This window comes from Marinicella marina, assembly GCF_030065545.1.
GTDB lineage: Bacteria > Pseudomonadota > Gammaproteobacteria > Xanthomonadales > Marinicellaceae > Marinicella > Marinicella marina.
On sequence record NZ_JASJNC010000003.1, the window covers coordinates 42,724 to 58,571 of the forward strand.

The following is a 15,848-nucleotide window of genomic DNA, read 5'->3' on the forward strand; positions in this document are numbered from 1 at the left end:
TTGAAATTAAACGTTTTTATTTTTTGCTATTTTTGACCTATTTTAACGCCTATTATTCCAGTTTGCTGTGGTCTTCCTCTTCTTCCCACAGGCCGCCATGAAATCATCAAGATCCTTCTGTAATGCCTCGGCTCTAAGGCGGTCTTCAGTGCTCTCAACGTCTATACCTAATTGGTTGCTCCAGTACCTAATGGCACCTGCAAAGGCATCTAAGGTATCATCATGGGTCAGTGAGTTCCTGTCCCTGGTTATTCGAGACAGCTGATAGACAAACTGGTGTTTCTCTTCTTGGCATGAATCAGCAACTAGAATGTCTTTACTGATAATGATCCTATGAGAGTTCAGTAGAGGCTCTAAGGCTTCAATGATCCTTAGCTCCTTCTGCATACTACCAACCTTATCACCAGTAATGGTGCAGGGGTGTATCCTGGCACATACAGGCTTAAACAGCTCTGTGATTGCACCATCACCAAAGTTCTCCTCTAGGACAATCTCATTCACATTCTCATTCTTAGCAATGTTAGCAAGAGCCTTTAAAGTCGTATCGTCATAACCACCCTCCATAGAACCCATTCGGGTCACATAGAAGTAGCCATGAAGCACCTTAACCACTGCATAGGCTGTCCTGTCCTTACCACGACCACTGGGGTCAATGTACATAAGGGAACCTTGGTACTCTTCAAACTCTGTAGAGACATACATCGGTGAGTACCACCTGTCTCCTTTGAGTCCTAAGCACTCTGGTTCTTCCAGCATCTGATCCACATGAGACCCATAGGCCACCTTCACTGGTGCTACCTTAGAGTCCAAGTCCATCACAATGAAGTCTGAACATCTCAGAGGGAACCTTAAGGCATCCTCAAGAGCCGTATCAAGCATGAACTGTAATAAGAATCCTGACTTACCTTGAGCTAACTCTTTGTTCGTCAGGGTTTCTTCATCGAACCTGAGGGGATCTACAGGAGTTCCTACAGGATATTCCTTCTTCATCTCACGAACCATAGGTGCCAATGCGCCGTCATAGTTACTCTCAGGGACTCTGGCAGGATAGATTCGTTGATCGAACCCTGTCTGTGCTCTCTTGTTGTAGAGGCTGTCCTGATTGTGAGGTGTTCCTAGGTAGATGATTTGAGATGTTGGTAATGGTTTAATAATAGAATCAAACTCATCAGTTAAATGCACAAGTTTCTCTCGCATCCCTTGTGTCATACAGTTGTTCTTGGTCTCTATGTCGTCTCCAATAATTATATCTGCCCTGGAGCCTACGATCTGACCTGTGATGCCTACAGATTTCAGACTAGGAGAATGGTCTGGCTTACAACCATTCACGTCAAAAGAGACTACTGATTTCCTATTGTTACCTTGAGGGTACAAGTGCTGTACTGGTTCCCATTCAAAGATAACTTTCAAACAGAAGTTGGTGAAGTCTTTAGCACGTTCACCTGCACCTGAGACCACCATGATCTTCAGGTTCTGATTCCAAAATAAACACCAGATTACAAACCCAGAAGTAATGTAAGACTTACCACAGCCCCTATATGCCTCAACGATTTTACGTTGACCATCTTTAGGAAGGTGCTCGAAGTCCACTGGATTCTGTAGATAATATGCGATATCATATTGAACTGGTGTTGGCTCAGGTAGACCCAAGTGTTCCCACATGTCTGCTAGGAAATTCCTGAAGTCTGCCCAAGGGTGTTTAGTGTCTACTACAACCACTCAGACGCTCTCTGAGGGCTTTAAATGTGTTAGTGGTGTCATCGTATTCAAATTCCTTTTAAACGCGTCAGAAGCAGCCAGGTTAGCTTTAAAGGCCATTCCTGACTGCTAGACTTGTTACTTTACTGAGGATAGTGCTGTCTGAACCTGAGATGGGTCAAACTTGGGTGCTTGTTTCTGCACCTCTTCTTTTAACGCTTCCATCTCTGGAGACGTTGCACCTTCGCAGGTGATGTTGTTGTCCTTAAGGAACTTTAGGATCACACTGAGCACTGAGGCTGGTGTGTCATCTTTAGTAAGTTCTCCCTTAAGGTGTTGAGCTAACAATCCATGTAGCTCGGACAGTTCTTGTTCTGGTGCTGCCATTACATTAAGCCTCCTGCGTATGTGGTTATCAGAGCACCTACCGAGATCGTAGATGCCCACTTAACCGTCTTCCATGTGATTAAGGGTTTCTCTTGTTGTTCTAGCTGCCCTACTCTTCCTTCGAGCTTAGAGAACCCCTCCCTCATTTCTTCTTTTAAATCGTCATGTCTCTTTTCACTTCTATTGTCGTTTATCTCAAACAATGCCGTTACTTCCTGCAAAGTCAGGTTGGACATAGTTAGTTACGATCTTTGTATCTCAGATACAAGTAGTAGGGTAAGAAGACAGGCCAACCTAAAGCATAATACCAGCGTTGTTCCTTCTGTAAGCTGTTGAACCAGTTGGTTTTATTGGCTACTACGTAGACCACGAATATGCCAATGAACCAGGTAGCCATAATGTTGTTTAAAATTTCCATATAATTAATCAATCCTTTCTATTATTAAAATCGTACCTGCATTCAAGCCTGTACATGTTCCATCAGAGTCCCCTAATCCCTCAAAGGAGAGCACTGTTCCTGCGCCTAGAGCCAAGGCTGTTGTGTGAGTCACACTACCTGTGTTTTGATCTACATCTCTCGCACAGTAGTTAGAAGATATTTCTGCTGCTAGAGGACTACCATTAAAAACAACCTGAACAGAGAGTTCTGTCCTGTTATTATTATTTGTTCTAAATGAGACTGTGATCTTGTAGGTACCATTGTTGTTGATCGTAGCATCAGTACCTGAGATAGACACATCCGACCCTGTGTTTATGGAGGGTGTCCAACTCAACTCACTGGCAACATTGGCAAAGTTATTACCATTGATATTACCAGTAGCTTTCATCAGAGAGTATGCCCCTATAGAGGCAGCACTGGCAGCAGCATTCGCTTCACTTGTGGCTGCGTTACTGGCAGAGGTAGAGGCACTTGAAGCACTGCTGGAGGCACTAGACGCTGAGCCACTTGCATTACTTGCAGAAGTTGCGGCAGCACTTGCGCTCTGTGCAGCATCTGTAGCTTCATCAGCAGCTGTAGTGGCCTGTGTTGCAGCATTAGCAGCACTGGTTGCAGACTTAGCTGCATAGTGTTTAGATGAATATTCCCCTTTATCAACAATCACATCCTCAGCTGTAATTGCCCAATCCTCTGATAAGGCTGCTGAGTTACTAGAAGACAGTGAGCTATTGAAGGCAGTGTCGGCACTGCTCGATGCCTGTGAAGCAGAAGCAGCTGCATTAGTCTCACTGGTGGCAGCATTAGACTCAGAGGTACTAGCAGCATTTGCTGAGGACAGGGCGCTACTACTACTTTGAGCAGCATCTATGGCCTCATCAGAAGCAGTAGTTGCACTACTAGCAGCAGCTAACGCACTTGTATTGGCATTGCTCTCACTGGCAGCAGCGTTCGCCTCACTGGTAGCAGCGTTAGTCGCACTTGTTGATGCCTCACTTGCCTTATTAGAGGCGGTGAAGGAGTGTGTCAATGCTGTGTGAGAACTGGCATTAGATGCACTAGCACTAGCAGCAGAATCTACAGAGAAACCTTCTGCCTTAGCTGCGTGGTGTTTAGCAGAGAATTGTCCTGTTTCTACTTCCACATCCTCAGCTTCTTCAGCCCAGTCCTGAGCCTTATCTACAAAGGATTGAAGATTAGCATCAACCTCAGAAGCCACTTCAGCATAGTGTTTAGCAGAGAACTTACCAGGCTCTACTTCTACATCCCTATCTTCCTCAGCCCAGTTCTCTGCTTGTTGTGCAAATTGACCAGACTCGTTACGACTCGTTAAGGCGTTAGCAGCCTCAGACTCTGCATCTGTTTTAGCAGTCTGCGCCTGGGTTCGCGCAGTTTGGGCTTCATCTCTGAACCCTAAGGCTTCTGTTGCGCTTGTACTCGCATCAGAGGCAGAACTTGCAGCCGCCAAAGCACTTGCAGCAGCCGCTACAGCACTATCGTTACAGTCAGAAACATCCTGAGCAGCTTGACTCAAGTAGCCTTGGAATGTGGTGTCATAGCTTACCACTGAGGCTTCTATGGTTATCACATTCTGCTGTAGGGTCTGAGCATCATTCAGTAACTGAGTGGCTACCGCTAAGGAACTAGAGGCACCATTCAAGGTGTTCTCATAGTCCTCAGAGATTTTATATAGCGTAGTTATTGTGGTACTTGTATCAAGAACTGGATTGTATAAGTCCTCAGTATCGTTGGTACTTGTGAGCCATCTAATTGCTTCAGTGTTGAATGTTTGCCATGTCTCTGTCTGGTCTATCAGCTGCTGTGCTAACTCTGAGTTCGTCAGTGTATTAGTTGGCATCAGGTTCCTTAGTCAAAGACTCAGCTTGGGTTAAAGCTGTAATCTGAGCATTAACATTCTTCATGACCTCCTCAGCCTGTTCCTTTTCCTTACATGCCTTGTAGTACATAAGGGCAGCTTGGGCTTGTCGTGCCTGAAGTTGTTGTTTTAATTCTTCCATAAATTAACTCGCTAAAATTATTGTTCCATCAAATTTGTTACTAGAGGGATACTGCCATGAGCCGTTGTTAGCCTGTTCAGCTTTGATCTGCACACGCAGTTTAAATCTACCTAGACCTGGTGTTGGGTGGGTGCCCGATAGAGTGAGAGCTGTCCCAATATCAATTCCAATTGGATACTCACTAACAGTTGTCCAGCTTCCATAGACGTTAGATCCTAAGTTAGACTCACGACTCATTTGAATCCTGACTCTTGCAGCATTCTGGTTGCTACCAAAGACCCCTACAGATACGGTGGCAGTTGCCCTACGTGACCTAGGTACTCCAGGATCTGAAGTGATTACCTCATTTCCCACTTGGAACCAGTCAGTCTGATTACCATTAGGTACAGTTGTTGTTGCACCTTCAAAAGATACAGAGGTAGCACTACCCACAGCACCATCAATATTTGATGCAGATACTTGTCCTCCAAAGAAGGCATTACCATCTGTGTCAATGTAGAACACAGCATTGTTATGGGACATGGTTCCTGTACCAGCCCACATGAGTACCTTGAAGTCTGTCTCACCACCAGGGAATACAGAACCACCAACACCTAAGTTATAGTCGTTCGTATCACTGGCTAAGACCAGTCGAGATCCAGTAGCATTGAAGTTTCCGTCACGGACTATAGGGTATCCATTACCATCAAGATCTGTGAAGGTGAATCTACCTGCCATACCATCAATAGCTGACAAGGTGTTTCGTACAAACAAGTCCCCATTAACAGTCACATCTGGTTCACCAGGTACATTACCTGTGTTCACAATAAAGGGAACAAAAGCATTCTCTGGGGAGTTCCAAGTGCCATTAACTAAGTTACCAGCATCAGGAGGTCTGACCACTGAAAAGTAATCAGCCATGACCATGAAGTCTGATCGACTACCTGCCTCTGGGTTGTTAGGGTCTTGTTGCATCCCTAAGCCTACTCCTGCAACTACAGGAACTCCACCATTGTATTGGTTGATCCTAACGTTCCATGTGGAGTACAGTAGGCCATTCTCAGTATCTACATAAGCCTCTAATGTCTCAGAGATAGCTGATATGTCATCACCTACAACTGCCTGAATGGTATCCTGTACGGTGGCACCTGCCAGACCTGTGGAGTTGTAGAGCTGTTGAAGGCTCTGCACAATCACACCTTGAGCAGTGATTGCTTGATCCTGAGTTTCCACCCATGCCCCTGTGATACCAGGGAACGTAACAAACTCAAGACCTGCAGGTATGCTGTTACTTGTCTGCCAATAAAACAGCTTATGTCCTAAATCAGACAGCTTCTTGAACCATGCAGATCCCTCTGGGAATCCCACGTTGTACCAAGGTTGGTCTTCAAACTCAGCAGCCGTTGGGTCTGGTGCTATCTGCCTGAAGAATATTGGCTGTGTGTTTAATTGTAGCTCTGTTAAAGACTGAGCCAGTCCGCTCTCCTCATCCACATAGACCTGCCATGTTTCTTCCATAGCTGCTACCATCTGTGTGGCATCACTGCCTTGAGCTGGAGAGAAAGCTGCGAACAAAGCTGTACGCATATCAGCATTAGCATTGATTGTGGATGCCTGAGCATTCACCGTTGTTGTAAGCCCTGCTAAGGATGCTGCCTGTGATCCAGGTTGCCAAGTGCTTGGGTTGTCAATACTACCACCCGCACCAACTAAGAATGATTCAATACCATTGATGTTGGCAGCATTAGCGTTAGCTGTTCCTCTGATTCCAAAGATGTAGTCAGAAGATTGAAACAAGCCTTCCCAATCATTGTTATCAAACCTAGCATTAATCTGAGTTGTTGCAATGGCAGTAGCTTCATTCTCATCCACATAAGTAGATTCAACGGTACCTATACGAGCACTTAAGTTCGCAACGTCACCTTGGAAGTCTACCTCAATCGTATCAACCCTAGAGGACAATGCACTGTCTGCATCCACATAGGCTTGCTCCACAGTCAATATTAGCGCCTCGTTATCTGCAATCTCCGCTTGGAGCTGAGAGACGGAGGTAGCTGTTGCGGAGTCTAAGTCCGTTATGGCTTGACTGAGCTGTAAAGCATTCGCCTCAGCATCATCAAGACGTGTAGCAACCCCAGTGATCTGTGTGGCAATCGTTTGGAACTGTGAGGTCGTGGTGGTCTCTAAGTTGATTATCTGGGCATCAATGGCACCTAAGTTCACTCCAATGTCTGCAAGTTCAATAGTATGTGCATCTACCACAGCATCTATCTGCTGAGTGATCTGCCAGTTGTTGTGGGTATTAATAGCATTCTGAATTGCATTCTCAGCATTAATGTCAGTCAATTCAATGAGTTGCACTAAGTCTGCGAATAACTGAGTGTTCAGTAATTCAGTGATGATGCTATCAATCAGAGCAGGTAAGGTGTTATCTCCCTCTCCTGGGTCTCCCCCTGAACCTGGAGGTGCATCTGGATCAGTACCAGCTGTTGCTGCATCCCAGATCTCCTGAATCAGATATAACAGTTGGGTGGTTACTAAGTTAAGAGGATCCTCTCCAAAAGAACCTGCATTACTAAACTCCACCCACTTCTGGTCTCTACGTGTGTACCTTCTGAGGTATATCTCATCACCAGCTACGGTGTTCGCAATTTGTACAGTAGAGGCTGAAGTCCATGTTATGTCCGACTCAGGACGATCTGTTCCATTAACAAATAAGAAGACATCTGACTTGAAAATGTAGGGGAAAGTTACAGTGTAATTCTCCCCTGGAGTACCAACCGTATAACTTACCAGTGAATAGTAAGATATGATTTGTGACATATATTCATCCTTGAATTAGTTAAATAGATCTTTCAATCCCTCTGCATAGTCAATCTTATCTGACTCTCTGCTTGTAGGAGCCGCTTCCACTGCTGCATCCCTGATACCTCTGGTACCATAAAAAGTATCTAACATTAAGACTGAGAAGATAGCCCTTACTTGTTCCTGTGTTAGCTCTCCTTGAGTTGCTAGTTTCGCAGGAGCACCTACAGCTGTTATCATGTCATCAATCATTGAGACACCTGGAACATTAGAGGTGAACTCCTTGGCACTGAAGCCTGTAGGGAGTCCTGAAGTCCTCTTCTTACCTACCAATGGCTCTCCATTCAGTATCTGAGTAGTGGTATCAACCATTGCAGGTAGTAGGGACACGTTGACCCCATAAGTCGCTCCTGACCTTAGGGCGTTCTCCAGTGTCAACTTCTCCTCTCGTTTCTTTTCGCTGAAAGGGTGAGAGATGTAGACTCGATTGGCATACATGAACATTCCTAGACCTGCAGTGAATATCAGCTTCTGAGCAGCTAGAGAGTCCGCAAAGTTAGCATCAGCTAACGTGTGCTTACCCCAGGCAGCAGTAGTGAATGACCTGAACTTCATAATGAAAGCACCTAAGGGTGTTTGCATCATGCGTGGTAAATCACCACTGTAGATCTTCTGAATATTATTAGAGTTTACACGGTGAATGACTTGCCTGAAGGCTGTCTCAGTCTCATAGTCCATTTTGTCAAGTCCTATGTCTGTGATGCCGCCGCCTTTACCTCTTTTAACATTCTTGCTTTTTAACCACTTCTGGATCAGAACATCTCTACCATCTCCTAAGCCCCAAGCCTTTGAACGGTTCTTCCACCATCTAGGCATCTTGGCACCACTAGCCCACTGGTCTAATCGACTGACAACAGTAGCCGTGGAGTATCTTGTAGAAACATCTGTGATATGACTTAACAGGTTGGTCTCATTCGCTAGTCTCTTACCTGCATCTGTAGCCTTCTCAAACTTACCCATGAAGCCTCTCATTGAAGATTGAACATCATTTTCAAGTTTAAAAGAAGATCTACTCTCAGCCAGTTTAGAACCAGCTCCAGAGGTCAGTGCCTCTATCTGAGCCACATAAACCTTATCAGCCTTACCTTTCACGTAGGACTTCAACAGATCCTTAATCATTGGCATGTCCTTCACGACTCCTGAGAGTCCCCTGAAGGCCATAAGTGTTCCAGCCTCTGTGATGGCATTAAGGCCTGAGCCCCCCATTTTAGAGGCGTACACATGGTTTCCTGAGGTTCTAAAGAATGAGTCAATTAACTCATTGTCTGCACGTACCCCTTGGTGGGTCATACGATCCAGTGAGAACCTTAGGTTTTCCACATCACTTGGTTTAGCCTTACCAGCATCCCAAGAGCCGTGCTTCTCCTTGTGGAGTTTATTGATTGCGGCCTCTTTATCTAACTCATTTACTATCTTCTCAAAAGACTTTGTGGTGTAGCCTTTGTTTCTGAAAGCAAGTTCAGCAGACATCTTATTGGCATAACCATTGGCTAACTTATGCACGTTGTTTTCATAAAGATCAGCCATTGTGAAGGTTTGACCGTTGATGTTCATTGCTGCATCTTTATCTAGCAGTAGGCGTGACTTCATGTTATCAATCTCACCAGCATCCTTAGGCTTCTTAGAGACAGCTGCAGACTCAATGATCTCCAGTGCCTTAGCCTGTTCAGCTTCTGGTAGGTTCTCTTTAATTAATTCCTTCAAAGAGGATACATCATCTAAGTCTAACTCACCTGACTGTTTAACTGTGAAGCCCCCTTCCCCTTGAGACCATGCACGGTTCAAGTAAGCAGTAGCAACTACATCAGTCAGTTGGTCATTGACTTCCAATCCAGCAGCCTCTCGGCCTTTTCGGATTGCGTTGGATACCAAAGGTTTGAAGTCCATGTGAGATCTTACATTTGCCTTGGTCATCATCCCATATAGTTTGTCTCTTGAGATTACTCTCGACATCCAGTTTGGGTCTTGTGAGAATCGGCTTGCGTCATACGCCCCTGATCGGATTGCTTCTTCTTTAAATGCTTGATAAAAAGCTCTGTCTGCATCTGCGACCTGTTTGATCTGCTCTGGCGCATCTTGGATCTTACCAAGGCGGTAATCCCCAACCATCTCCATAAATTCATCAAAATCTTCATGGCTCCATTGTCTTCTTAAGAATCCTTTTCCTTTTGTATCCTTTAACCACTCTGCGTAATTTGAATTCATGGCCTCATAATAAGGAGACATGTGCTGTTCTTTCAATCTACCAGAGTCCATTTCCATAGGAATATCAACCACATTACCTGGGGTCTCATTACCTACACCATGAACATCAGCAGACATCTTCCTAACTACATCTGAGTCAGAACGCTGTGCCCAGGCAGCATGGCTGATCTGAGCTTTCCTTGTGCGTCCACCTGGCTCTGGGATACCTTCTACAGCAGCCTTAGCCCTCATCTCTCCTAAGAGGTCTGAGTCATCTGCATCACCTATATTTTTCTTAGGGAATGAAGATACAGCTGCAGCACCTGCAGAACCGTTGTTAGTTTCCTGTTCTGGGATGGCATCCTTCATCTTCTTTAGAACTGCAGATTCCTCTGCCTCTAATTTAGCAGCAGCCTTGTTACCAGGGATTCCAAAGAGTCCACCAGTACCAAAGGCTGTAATGGTGCCCATAGCTAACTCAGAGAGTTCTACAGGCTCACCATCTGTGGTTCTCATAGCCTCTGTGATAAGATCAGCAGCAGCTGCCTTACCTCCAGACTCTAGGAATCTGCGCAACATGCCTACCTTGGTGGAACCACCAGCTGCGGCATCAACTGCGACACCTATAGGATCTGTAGCATAAGCAGCCATATAAGCAGCCATAGACTTCAAGCCTCCAGCCTTCGCCATCTCCTGATCTAAATGCTGCACTTCAGCAGCTCTAGCTAACAGTCTGGTGTACTCTTGCTGGTTGTTCACATTCTCAAACAGTCCCATGTATTGCTCATCAATACCTTGGGTCTCGAAGTCTTGTTGCAGCTTCTCTAACGTGTAGGTGTCCATGAAATCTGGGTCATACTTATTGACGCTCATGTCTTGCCTAATCAATGTATTCACTACATGAACATCATCAACTGCTGACCCCATCAGGTCTAAGAACTCTGGTGATTCTTCTTCCTGCTTGTTGTAGTCAGGCATGTATAACTCTTTAATGGTGCCAGGATCTACTGAACCTGGTGCATCATCAAAAATCAGATTATCGGTTTCTTCCATAATTAGTTTCTAACTCTTCCTCTATTTTGAGTAATTTCTCTCGTCTCAGACGTGTAGCCTCTGGCATTCCTTTATCCAGCTGCATCTTCTCTTTATTGGACTCAAACCATTCACTTGTGTACTCAGTCTCTGGGTTCACGTGGTTCTCAGCCATAGCCTTAACGACCTCATGGTATGAGAAGACCACAAGTTCTCCCTGTGAGTTTCTAATGGCATCACCATCTTTCTTATTAATAATGAAACTGCCTTGTACATCTCGTTTTGGCTGAATAATGAAGTCATCTGGGTCTAGCTTAGGATCTATTGATTTAATCCAATCATCGTAGACTGCAGGGAAGCTGGTAGGCATGTTCTTACTTGAAACCCAGGCACCTCCTACTGGTTGATGTGTTGATAAGAATCTATCCTTAGCAGCTTTCATAGAAGACTCTAAGGTCATACCTTTCCCATAGAACACTGCAGCATCATCTCTAATTACTTCTCTGAGATATGCAGTAGGCGCTATGTTTGTCTTTTTATCAAACCACAAGAAGGTATTTTCTATCTGTGATTTATTACCAACTAAGTCACCAATAGTCTCCTCAAAAGCCTCATTGAAGCCATCCATTCTCATGTTAGCCTGTAGCTCACTTAGAGGGGTCTCTTGACGTTGCTTCAGGATCTCCACAGCTTCTTCAGGGCTATAACGCTCTGTCAGCTCATTGTATGCTTTCAGCTCTGCCAGTTTCTCTGTGTTCACTCCTACGAAAGGAGAGACACCTTCAATACTTTCCAAAGCCTCAACAACTGTAGCGGTGTGCTGGAACTGAGGTGTACCTAAGACAGCAGAGTCTGTGAGACGCTTAATGTTGCCAGGAGTATGTCCTGCAGCTTGGGATCTCTCGAAGTACTCTTTATAAGCAGTCAGTATCTGGCCTCTCTGAGCTTCGATTTCTCTGAGATCTTCAGGTGCCTGAGCAGACTCATAGGATATAGCATTATTAATAATAGCCTCACCTAAGGCTTCATAATCAGCATCCATAGAATCATAGACAGCCTTACGGACTTTAGGGTCACTCTCGTTGAATAAGGTTCTAGGGTCTCTCTTGTACTCCTCAATAATAGCAGTACGATCAAGTTCCAATCCTCGCTTCTTCAAGGCTTCCTCATGTCTTCTGTATAGTGAGACATTCTGATCGGGTGTGATGACATCATTCTCAGTGGCTTCATCAATAGCAGCCATGTTGAAATCTTCAGTACCTACGGTGGACTCAAAGGCTCTACGTGTCTGAGCTTTCTCTAAGTCTGAGACCTTCATGGCCTCCTTCTCAGCAGCTTCCTGACGTGCCTTAGCTACGGCTATTTGTTTCTCTAACTGAGCACCATACTTACCACTGACAGCCTTTCCTTTTGACAGTAAGTGCTCTGCAGCAGCTTCGGCACCTGCAATGTTTCCCATGTCTAAAGCATGTGTAATGCCTTTAAACATAGCATCGTGGCGTTCATCCAGATTGGTGCCTAAGTTATCTAAAGTAGTATCTAAGTTCTTGAAGAACCCTTGTGGTGCATTACCATCTGGAATGGCTGCTAACTGAGAGTTCACAGTATCCACAGCAGTGAAGTTGATTTGCTCATCTTCAGCCTGTGCTACAAACTGCTCATATACCTTAGACCCAATACTTTGAATAGCAGCTGCTTTATCATTCAATCCCTTCAGATAAAAAGGATCACTCTCCTCTTTCACAAAGCCATTCATGTGCTCATTGATAAACTCATCAAGATCGAACTTGCCTAAGGTGCCCTCGTCCTTAGCAGTCTGCATAGCGTCCTGCAGGGATTGTGGTAGAGTAGCTGCAGCTTTAGTGGCATCATTGATACCTGTCTGTGAGTTTAAGCCTTTAACATAAGCCTCATCCTCAAGACGTTCTGGATCTACTGTCTCAGCGTTAGCATCGAATCTGCCTTGTTCATAAAGAGTATTGTCTAACTTCTCTCGTTTTCGTTGTTGAACTGTTTGAACAAAGTTACCTAATGCGCCAAAGTTAGTGTTAGACTGCTTTGCTCTTACCTGTGTGGGTGCGTAGATGCCCCCTTGTTGCGAGGCAATCTCAGTACCTAAATTTTGAGTATCAACTCTGCGCCTTTTTTCCTTAGGCATTAACTTCCTCCTGGTAGTTTACTTCCAATCTTTGAGTCACCATAAAGACCTCCAGCAATCTGAAGACCTGTGCCTAACCAATCAGCACCTTGCACTGAGTTTAAGTTAGACTGTAGTTGCTGATCGTTGCCTTCAATCTGTAGCTCTCTGTTACCTTCAATGGTCGCTAGATCCGTTCCGATCTGCATGTCCGCATTGTTCAGTAAAGAGCTTATAGACAGACCTGAGGCACCTGAACCAGCTGCTCTGGCTTTAATCTTAGCTCTGGCATTCCTGGCTCTTGTGGCTTCATTCTGAGCCTTAATAGATTGAGACCTGTTAATCTCTTTTTCTTTCTGCCGACTTGCCTTGCGGTAAGCCTTCCTTTGCTTACTCGCATTCCTATCAGCCTGTACTGCACCTGCTATGGCAGTGGTGGCTAACAAGATAGTAGTGGGTTCACACATATATCAATACAGTTCCTTTAATATTTGGGAGATTCACTTGGGTGTCCTGTTTGAATCCAATCTTCTTCAAGAATGGAATAGAGTACGGATGATCCTCTGAGGCCATGACGTGTAAATAAGAGAAGTATGGTGCCCATCGTTCCTTGATGTAGTACTTAGCAAGTTGCATTACCTCTTTAGGGTAAAGCTCTAAGTCACCGTTAGACAGAAGCCAAGGATGCCCCACAACTAACTTGTTGGTACCCTCGGCCTCATATTCCATCTCTTTAGACACACAGCCGAATAAGGCAATGGGTTTTAATGATTCGTTATCCACTAGAGTATAGCACTCAAAACTAGACCTAAAATAACCAGTCAAGGCTTCCTTAAGATCCTTCTTTTTAATACCAGCAATGGTAGCCAACTCAACCCTATCAGCCTCACATAAAGTGTCAGCGAATAGTTCAAAGTCTGCTTCTACTGGGGGTGCTTCAAAAGTGTTACGTTTCATTAAATTCTCCGTGTCCGTGAACTGACCAGGGCTTCCATCTCACCTCGAATGAAGTTAGCTCCATCCCACAGTTTGTTCACTAATGTTATTGTTGTATTTGCAGCATTACCAAGCACAGGGAATCTCCTTGATCCTGTTCTGGATGTTGGTGCATTTAAGTTAAAATATTCAGTACCAAGAACCCTAGCTGAGTAGGTCTCAATTAAGTCAGTGATAAACGTACCACCTACATCATCACGACCTTCTACTTTCACATGAACCTCAAAGGCTGATGTGTCTAAGTAGCTAATCATGATGTTGCGTATCTGCATCCTTGCAGTCGCCATTGAGTTCCCATTGCCTCTGTAGTACTGTCTGGACAGTTCAAGGCTTTGGGTGTAATTAGTGCCTAAGAATAGAGTTCCATTAGTCCAGAAGTCTTGAGCAACATAGAAGCTGTACAAGTTGTTTCCTGGCTGGAATGTGAAGATGGTGTCCTTCTCATATAGAACTCCTGGAGTGCCATGTCCTTGCCCTAAAACCACCACAAGGTCATCTCGAACCTCTGGAGCCATGATAGGGAAGTTATGGGTTATTAGTGTTCTATTAGTACCACCATCATAGGCTGTACTAGGGACTGTAAGGAAGTCAAGACACACAGGCTTATTGAAGGAGTCATTGTAGTCTCCTGGATCGCCTATCTTCAAGTTGATCTTGCCTAAGAAGGTCTCTGTAGTCTTTGTGCCTAAGTTCTCATCAATGGTGTAGTTGAATGTGAATATCACAAACAAGTGAGAATCTACTACCTTCATATTTAAGATAGAGATGTTCTCATTGAACTCCCACTGACCCCACGCACTTTGGATCTTCTGATCTCCATTGTAGTGATAGAAGTACGTCCACAGTTTATTCTTTGTTTCCTCTGAGAACACAGCTAAGAAGTCATAGTTGTTCTGGGCTTCCATCAATGTCACGTTCTTAGGGATGTAGCTGTCTACATGCGCCGTAGCATCTGTGGCATCTGTAGTGACCGTTAAGTCCTGTACGTACATCTCTCGAACATTGGAGTGGTTCCCTGAGTTCACAGTGAAGAATAGATTACTCCCTGCGTTCGTAGGTTCACACTGGGCTGAAGTTTCAAAACTGGTAGCCAGATCAATCCTTGCAGATCCTGGGGTAATCACAGGTTCTCCAGAGAGATTATATTGAGCAGTCTCAGTGAACAGAATTACATTCTTATTCAAAGGTTTAGCCCATCTCAAAGGAGATGTGGTGCCACTCTTAACTTCCAAGTCAATCCTTGCAGTGTCCAATAAGTCCACCACAGTTGTCCTGAAGAAGTTATGTGGTTCATCTACTTCACTCATACAGATCGTAGAGGGACTTAAGAATCCTAATCGACCATTGAGATCAAAGATGGCATTAATAGTTGTGCCTGTGAATGTAGGGAACTTATTAGAATCCTCATCACCTACAAGCCTTTTGTCCCATGTGACAGGTGTGAATTCAAATCGAACACCATTAGGATCTACCTCATCAAAGATTAGTTCTAAGACGTGGGGCATCGTAGCTGAGTCCAGCTCATCACTGATACCAGGCTCGACCCATTCAAACCATTTACCGCCTGTCTTCTTGGCATAGTAAACATCAAACTCAATTGATTCATGACCAATGATTTTATAGATGGCACCTTCTGCAGCACTGCCAAGTGCATCATCCTGTAAGGACTGCGCAGTACCTGCAATAGATCCTGCAGACGTGGAGGCTGTAGCAGTCACCACAGTCTCTGTGTTCACAATATAGGTCTTACTTCCTCTGGTGAGAGCACGTATGTACCTCTTAGGATCTGCAGATGTCAGGTAGGTCTGAGCGGTGTCATTAAGGACTGTCAGTTTCTGACCATCACTTAGTCGGTAAACAGCTAAGGCTTCTGATTCAATGACCAATAAATACCTATCACCATTCTTATCAGTAATCCAGTGATAGAAGTTATCTGATAAATCATTAGAAGACAGTAAATTTACAACTTCTATAGGAGGTCTCTTACTGCACCCCTTAGCAATTGAGAAGCTACAGTTCAGTGCCTCTTCGCATTGATTATCAGCTCTAACTACAGGAGACTGTTGTGAGACTCCTCCGTGAAAGCCTGATATAACCTGGGGTTCAATGGGCATCT

Annotated in this window: 12 protein-coding genes; all 12 read right to left on the reverse strand. The window is 44.6% G+C overall.

The features are described from left to right. Positions 1–42: 42 nt before the first annotated feature. The 12 genes from terL to QNI24_RS05200 all read right to left on the reverse strand — a co-directional run bounded on the left by terL (position 43) and on the right by QNI24_RS05200 (position 15,846). Entirely contained in the window at positions 43–1,719 is a 1,677-nt protein-coding gene (gene terL, locus QNI24_RS05145) for a phage terminase large subunit (RefSeq protein WP_283708528.1), read from the reverse strand. 117 nt (positions 1,720–1,836) lie between these two features. Next, positions 1,837–2,085 (reverse strand): hypothetical protein, encoded by a 249-nt coding sequence (locus tag QNI24_RS05150; protein ID WP_283708529.1) that lies wholly within the window; start codon positions 2,083–2,085, stop codon positions 1,837–1,839. Next, on the reverse strand, positions 2,085–2,321 hold the full coding sequence (locus tag QNI24_RS05155; RefSeq protein ID WP_283708530.1) for a hypothetical protein: 237 nt from the start codon (positions 2,319–2,321) through the stop codon (positions 2,085–2,087). The genes QNI24_RS05150 and QNI24_RS05155 overlap by 1 nt, the downstream gene beginning before the upstream one ends. Before the next feature lie 2 nt (positions 2,322–2,323). After that, positions 2,324–2,503 (reverse strand): hypothetical protein, encoded by a 180-nt coding sequence (locus QNI24_RS05160; protein ID WP_283708531.1) that lies wholly within the window; start codon positions 2,501–2,503, stop codon positions 2,324–2,326. Positions 2,504–2,507: 4 nt separating this feature from the next. Continuing rightward, complete coding sequence (locus QNI24_RS05165) at positions 2,508–4,379, reverse strand: hypothetical protein (protein WP_283708532.1); 1,872 nt, start codon at positions 4,377–4,379, stop codon at positions 2,508–2,510. Continuing rightward, complete coding sequence (locus tag QNI24_RS05170; protein WP_283708533.1) at positions 4,369–4,539, reverse strand: hypothetical protein; 171 nt, start codon at positions 4,537–4,539, stop codon at positions 4,369–4,371. Before QNI24_RS05170 ends, QNI24_RS05165 begins: the two co-directional genes overlap by 11 nt. A gap of 3 nt (positions 4,540–4,542) precedes the next feature. Beyond that, on the reverse strand, positions 4,543–7,341 hold the full coding sequence (locus tag QNI24_RS05175) for a phage tail fiber domain-containing protein (protein ID WP_283708534.1): 2,799 nt from the start codon (positions 7,339–7,341) through the stop codon (positions 4,543–4,545). Between the two features lie 15 nt (positions 7,342–7,356). Continuing rightward, entirely contained in the window at positions 7,357–10,620 is a 3,264-nt protein-coding gene (locus QNI24_RS05180) for a replication-relaxation family protein (RefSeq protein ID WP_283708535.1), read from the reverse strand. Beyond that, positions 10,604–12,757: a glutathione S-transferase family protein gene (locus tag QNI24_RS05185; RefSeq protein WP_283708536.1), complete on the reverse strand. Its 2,154-nt coding sequence runs from the start codon at positions 12,755–12,757 to the stop codon at positions 10,604–10,606. Before QNI24_RS05185 ends, QNI24_RS05180 begins: the two co-directional genes overlap by 17 nt. Next, complete coding sequence (locus QNI24_RS05190; RefSeq protein WP_283708537.1) at positions 12,757–13,203, reverse strand: virion core protein, T7 gp14 family; 447 nt, start codon at positions 13,201–13,203, stop codon at positions 12,757–12,759. The genes QNI24_RS05185 and QNI24_RS05190 overlap by 1 nt, the downstream gene beginning before the upstream one ends. Further along, the gene (locus QNI24_RS05195; protein WP_283708538.1) at positions 13,196–13,693 is read right to left on the reverse strand and encodes a hypothetical protein; all 498 of its coding nucleotides are present in this window, start codon (positions 13,691–13,693) and stop codon (positions 13,196–13,198) included. The genes QNI24_RS05190 and QNI24_RS05195 overlap by 8 nt, the downstream gene beginning before the upstream one ends. Then, entirely contained in the window at positions 13,693–15,846 is a 2,154-nt protein-coding gene (locus tag QNI24_RS05200; RefSeq protein ID WP_283708539.1) for a phage nozzle protein, read from the reverse strand. Before QNI24_RS05200 ends, QNI24_RS05195 begins: the two co-directional genes overlap by 1 nt. Positions 15,847–15,848: the final 2 nt, after the last annotated feature.

Excerpts from the sequence above, each read along its gene's own strand:
- QNI24_RS05150 (WP_283708529.1), bottom strand. The coding sequence starts at position 2,085 with ATGGCAGCACCAGAACAAGAACTGTCCGAGCTACATGGATTGTTAGCT.
- QNI24_RS05155 (WP_283708530.1), bottom strand. The coding sequence starts at position 2,321 with ATGTCCAACCTGACTTTGCAGGAAGTAACGGCATTGTTTGAGATAAAC.
- QNI24_RS05190 (WP_283708537.1), bottom strand. The coding sequence starts at position 13,203 with ATGTGTGAACCCACTACTATCTTGTTAGCCACCACTGCCATAGCAGGT.
- QNI24_RS05195 (WP_283708538.1), bottom strand. The coding sequence starts at position 13,693 with ATGAAACGTAACACTTTTGAAGCACCCCCAGTAGAAGCAGACTTTGAA.
- QNI24_RS05160 (WP_283708531.1), bottom strand. The coding sequence starts at position 2,503 with ATGGAAATTTTAAACAACATTATGGCTACCTGGTTCATTGGCATATTC.
- QNI24_RS05165 (WP_283708532.1), bottom strand. The coding sequence starts at position 4,379 with ATGCCAACTAATACACTGACGAACTCAGAGTTAGCACAGCAGCTGATA.
- QNI24_RS05200 (WP_283708539.1), bottom strand. The coding sequence starts at position 15,846 with ATGCCCATTGAACCCCAGGTTATATCAGGCTTTCACGGAGGAGTCTCA.
- QNI24_RS05175 (WP_283708534.1), bottom strand. The coding sequence starts at position 7,341 with ATGTCACAAATCATATCTTACTATTCACTGGTAAGTTATACGGTTGGT.
- QNI24_RS05180 (WP_283708535.1), bottom strand. The coding sequence starts at position 10,620 with ATGGAAGAAACCGATAATCTGATTTTTGATGATGCACCAGGTTCAGTA.
- QNI24_RS05185 (WP_283708536.1), bottom strand. The coding sequence starts at position 12,757 with ATGCCTAAGGAAAAAAGGCGCAGAGTTGATACTCAAAATTTAGGTACT.
- QNI24_RS05170 (WP_283708533.1), bottom strand. The coding sequence starts at position 4,539 with ATGGAAGAATTAAAACAACAACTTCAGGCACGACAAGCCCAAGCTGCC.